The following is a 5,521-nucleotide window of genomic DNA, read 5'->3' as shown; positions in this document are numbered from 1 at the left end:
GTGGACGCCGTCCACCTGGTGCTGACCGGCGGCGCGGGGGAGGACCCGGACGGCGACCCCGTCGTCGCGCAGGTCTTCGACTGCGTCCGCGCCCTCGCGGCCGGCCCCGCCGCCCGCCGCCCCCTGGACCTGACCGCCGTCCTCGACGGGACGCTGCCCGCCGCCGGGACCGCGGTCACCTGCCCGGCCCGCGCCGGAGTCCTGGGCGTCCTGCGCACCGCCCGCGCCGAACACCCGAGCTGGGACGTCCGCTGCCTCGACCTGGAAACCGCGGGAGACGTGGAACCCGAGGCGGGCGCGGAGACGGTCCTGCGTGCCCCGTCCGGGCATCCCGTGCTCGCCCGCCGGGCGGGCCGATGGCTCACCCAGGTGTTCCGTCCCCTGCCGGACGGGACCGGACAGATCGCCGCGTCCCCCTGGCGGCCCCGCGGCGTCCACCTGATCGCCGGCGGCGCCGGAGGCATCGGGTACGCCCTCAGCCGCCACCTGGCCCGCACCACCGCCGCCGACGTCGTCTGGCTCGGCCGCCGCCCCGCCACCGACGCCGCCGTCACCGAACGGCTGGCCGCCGTGGAAGCGGCCGGCGGACGCGCCCGCTACGTCCAGGGCGACGTGTCCCGTCCCGATGACGTGCGGGCCGCGCTCGCGGTGGCCCACGCCTCGTTCGGCCCGGTCACCACGGCCGTGCACGCGGCCCTGGACCTGCGGGACCGGACCCTGGCCTTCGCCGGGGCGGACGACCTGCGGTCCGCGATGCTCGCCAAGGACCGCGGCGTCCGGGTGCTGCACGAGGTCCTGCGCGACGAACCCCTCGACCACTTCGTGCTGTTCTCCTCGGCCGTGTCCGCCATCGACTCGCCCGGCCAGGCCGCCTACGCGGCCGCCAGCACGGCCGAGGACGCCCTCGGCCGCGCCCTGCACGCCCGGGGACCCGTGCCCGTGACCGTCGTCAACTGGGGCTACTGGGGCAGCGTCGGTGCCGTCGCCGACCCTCGGCGGGCCCGTGCGATGGCCGAGACCGGGGTGGGCTCCATCGAGCCCGCCGACGGATTCGCCGCCCTGGAACGGATCCTCGCCGCCCGCACACCGCAGGCGCTGGTCGCCCGCGCGACACCGCGGGCCCTGCGCGAACTCGGGTTGGTCGTCGAGGAAGCGGCCGCCGGGAAACCGGTCGCAGAGGACACCTTCGTCGGTGAAGCCGTCGTCGGGGGAGCCGTGAGCGAGGAAGCGGAGTCCGTCGCCGGGAAGGATCCCCTGGACACTCTCGCGGGTGCCCTGCTGGCGGCCGAACTGACCGCCGCGGGCGCGCTGCCCGCCCCCGGCGAACGCCTGCCGGCGGCCACGACGGCACAGCGGCTCGCCGTCCAGCCCGCCCACCGACGCCTGTTCGAGGCCCTGCTGCCCGTCCTGGAACGCGCCGGGGCGGTCCGCCGCGACGGCTCCGACCTCGTCGGCACCGGCCCCGTCCCGGTCCCCGCGGTCGCCGTACCGGAAGCCGAGGAGGACCTGCTGCGGCGGTGCACGGCCGCGCTCCCCGACGTCCTGGCCGGCCGCCGCAACCCGCTCGAGGTGCTGTTCCCCGGCGGCTCCACCGACGGGCTCGCCCGCTTCTACGGAGGAGGCCCCGCCGAACGCGCCGCCAACCGGGACCTCGCCGCCCGGGTCCGCCGCCACGTCGACGCGACCGGCAGCGGTGCCCGCATCCTGGAGATCGGTGCCGGCACCGGCGCCACCACCCGGGTCGTCCTGGCCGCCCTCGCCGACGCAGCCCCGCTCACCTACTCCTTCACCGACCTGTCGCCCACCTTCCTGCGGCAGGCCGAGGACACCCTGCGGCCCGACGCCCCGCCGTCCGTCGCCCTGGAATTCGCCCGCCTCGACGTGGAGCAGGACCCCGCCGCCCAGGACCTCGGCGCCGACCACGACGTGGTGATCGTCGCGGGCGTGCTGCACGCCACCACGGACGTCACCGCCGCCCTGCGCAACGCGGCCCGGCTGCTGCGCCCCGGCGGGCTGCTCCTCGTCCACGAGACCACCGGCCACTCCGACTTCCTGACCCTGACCTTCGGCCTGACCCAGGGCTGGTGGCGCTACCAGGACGCGGAGCTGCGCCTCCCGCACTCCCCGCTGCTCGCCCCCGCCACCTGGCGGACCGTGGCCGGGGCTGCCGGACTCGACGACGTCGAGGTCCGCACCTCGGGAACCGCGGACGGACCCGCGACACCGTGCCTGCTCACCGCCCGGCGCGCCCGCCCCGCCGGGCAGCCGGACCCGGCGGTCACCGTCACCCCGGACACCGCACGGCAGTATGTGCGGTCCGTCTTCGCCGACGTCCTGCGGCACGACCCGGAGAACCTCGGCGACCACACCGCGTTCGACGAGTTCGGCGTCGACTCCCTGGTCAGCCTCACCCTCGTGGCCCGGTTCGAGGCCGACCTCGGCCCCCTGCCCTCGACGCTGCTCTTCGAGCACCTGACCATCGCCGCCCTCGCCGACCACCTGCGGACGGAACGGGCCGATCGGATGGCAGCGGCGACAGCCCCTCAGCGGGCCGCCGCTCCGACCGCATCCGCCGCTCCGACCGCTTCCGCAGTGCCGACCGCTTCCGCGGTGCCGACCGATTCCGCCGCGTCGACGGTGTCCGCGCCGCCCGACGAGCCCGACGGTTCCGCCGTCCCCGCCGGGCGTACCGACCGGCCCGCGCCCGTGACATGCCCTGACATCGCCGCGTCCGAGGCCGGCCCGCCCGCCCCGCCCACCGACGACCCCGCCGTCCGGCCCGACGACATCGCCGTCATCGGTGTCAGCGGCCGCTACCCCGGCGCACCGGACCTCGACGCGTTCTGGCGGCTGCTCGCCTCCGGCGAGCACGCCGTCACCGAGGTCCCGGCGGACCGGTTCGCGTGGCGGGAGCTCTACGACCCGCGGCCCGGCACACCCGACCGGCTCTACACCGCCAACGGCGGCTTCATCGACGGCGTCGACCGGTTCGACCCCGGCTTCTTCGGCATCCTGGCCCGCGACTCCGTCAAGATCGACCCGCAGGAACGGCTGTTCCTGGAAACCTGCTGGGACCTCCTCGAACAGACCGGCCACCTCGGTGACCGCGCGGTCGGACGTACCGGTGTCTTCGCGGGCGTCATGTACGGCACCTACGGGCAGCTCGGCGCCACCGCGTGGCCGCAGGGCGAACTGACCGGGGCGCACTCCTCGTACTGGTCCGTCGCCAACCGCGTGTCCTACCTGCTGGACCTGTCCGGGCCCAGCTACGCGGTCGACTCGGCCTGCTCCTCGTCCCTCACGGCCCTGCACCTGGCGTGCGAGAGCCTGCGCCGCGGCGAGTGCGACACGGCCGTGGCCGGCGGGGTCAACGTGATCATCCATCCCGCGCACTTCGTCTCGCTGTGCTCGCTGAGCATGCTGTCGCCGCACGGCGTGTGCCGGGTGTTCGACGCCGACGCCGACGGCTTCGTCCCCGGCGAGGGGGTCGGCGCCGTCCTGCTGAAGCCCCTGCGGCGGGCCATCGCCGACGGCGACGACATCTGGGCCGTGGTCAAGGGCAGCGCGGTCAACGCCGGTGGCCGCACGTCCGGTTACACCGTGCCGAACCCCAACGCCCAGGCCGAGGTCATCACCGAGGCCCTCACCCGGGCCGGTGTCGACCCGGCCACCATCGGCTACGTCGAGGCCCACGGCACCGGCACCGCGCTCGGCGACCCCATCGAAATGGCAGGTCTGCGCCGCGTGTTCGACCCGCCGGGGTCCGTCACGGGGAGCGGGGGGAGCGGTCCGCTCGCGGTCGGCTCGGTGAAGGCCAACGTCGGCCACCTGGAGGCCGCCGCGGGCATCGCCGGGCTCACCAAGGTGCTGCTCCAGCTGCGCCACGGTGCCATCGCCCCGTGCGCCAACCTGGACAGCGTCAATCCCCGCATCGACCTGGGCGACCGCCTGGAGCTGCCGCGGGAACTCCGGCCCTGGCAGGCCGGACCGGCTCCGCGCAGGGCGGGGGTCAGTTCCTTCGGTGCCGGGGGCGCCAACGCGCACGTGGTGCTGGAGGAGTACCGGCCGGCCACTGCTCCCGCCCGGCCCGCCGGACCGGCCGACGCCGAGCAGCTGTTCGTCCTGTCGGCGCGCTCGCCCGAACTGCTGGCCCAGTACGCCGGTGACGTCGCCGCCGCCCTCTCCGGCACCCTGCCCGCCGGGACCGGGCTGCGCGAACTCGCCCACACCAGCCAGGTGGGACGCCCGGCGTTCCGCGAACGCGTCGCCGTGCTGTGCGGCGACCTGTCCGAACTGGCCGCCCGGCTCACCGAGATCGCCAAGGGCGAGACCGGGCCGGGGACCTGGCGCGGTACGGCCTCCGCCGACCGGGATACGGCCGCCGACGCATCCGCCGGGAGCTGGGCGGACCTCGCCCGCAGGTGGGTCGACGGCGAACGCGTCGACTGGGCCGCCCGCTGGCCCACGCCGCCCCGCGTCGCCGCCTTCCCCGGACACCCGCAGCAGCGCCGCAGGATCTGGTGGAGCCCGCAGAACCAGCCCGGGGCGCACGGGACACCTTCGGCCACCCCGGCCGACTCCCCGGAGGGAACCGTGCCTTCGCCCAGCACCGCACCCGCCGGACCGCCGGCCTCCCCGGCGGTGTCCGTGACCGTCTCCCTGCGCGCCCTCGGCGACGTCGTCCGCGAGCACCACGTCGGCGACCGCCGGATCCTGCCCGGCGCCGCCGCGCCCCAGCTCGTCCACGCCGCACTGCCCGAGCCGGCCGGCGCCGTCCGGTTCACCGGACTGACCTGGCTGCGCCCCCTCGGACTCGACGACACGGACGAGGTCCGGGTGGTCACCGAGGGCCGAGCCGGACACCCGCCGGCACCTCCCGTCCCGTTCACGATCACCGGCCCCGACGGCGTGACCTACGTGAGCGGCGGTGCGGAACCCCTGCCCGACCCCGCACCGTTCGCGGTGACCGCACCCACCCCCGAAGAGGTGGGCCCGGCGGTGGCGCCCGCCGTCGTCTACGCCCGGCTCGCCGCGGGCGGCGTACGGCACGGCACCGGCCTGCAGGTGCTCCAGGCGCTGTGGGCCGGGCCGGGGGAGTGCCTGGCCGATCTGGCCGCGGCGCCCGCCCCCGGTCAGTGGCTCGACCCGGCCGTGCTCGACGGCGCGTTCCAGGTGCTCGCCGTGCTCGACGGGACCACCGGCTACCTTCCCACCTCCCTGGCCGAACTGACCTGTCTCCGGCCGCTCCCGGCCCGCTGCCGCGTCCACGCCCGTGACGTGACCCCGCCCGGCACCACGGGCTCACGCACCGTCGACCTGGACGTCTTCGACGGCGGGGACCACGTCCTCGCCGTGCGGGGGCTGCACCTGACGGCCGTCCGCCGTGACGCCGCCACGCAGCCCGCCACTCCGCGCACCGGCACGGCGCCGCGCACCGGCACGGCGGCGGCCGTCCCGCCGGACGCGGTCGTCGATGTCCGCTACCGGCGTCCCCGCCCCGTCCCGGCCGGCCCGCCCGAGC

At 76.5% G+C, this 5,521-nt stretch carries 1 protein-coding gene; it reads left to right on the top strand.

The window, feature by feature from the left end; translation table 11 throughout:
- The coding region (locus G3I53_RS19530) for an SDR family NAD(P)-dependent oxidoreductase (RefSeq protein WP_164438594.1) at positions 1-5,521 on the top strand (5,521 nt) is incomplete at both ends.

Source organism: Streptomyces sp. SID14436, assembly GCF_010548465.1.
Lineage (GTDB): Bacteria > Actinomycetota > Actinomycetes > Streptomycetales > Streptomycetaceae > Streptomyces.
Note: the sequence above shows the minus strand (reverse complement) of the source record. Positions and strands in the feature narration are given on the sequence as shown.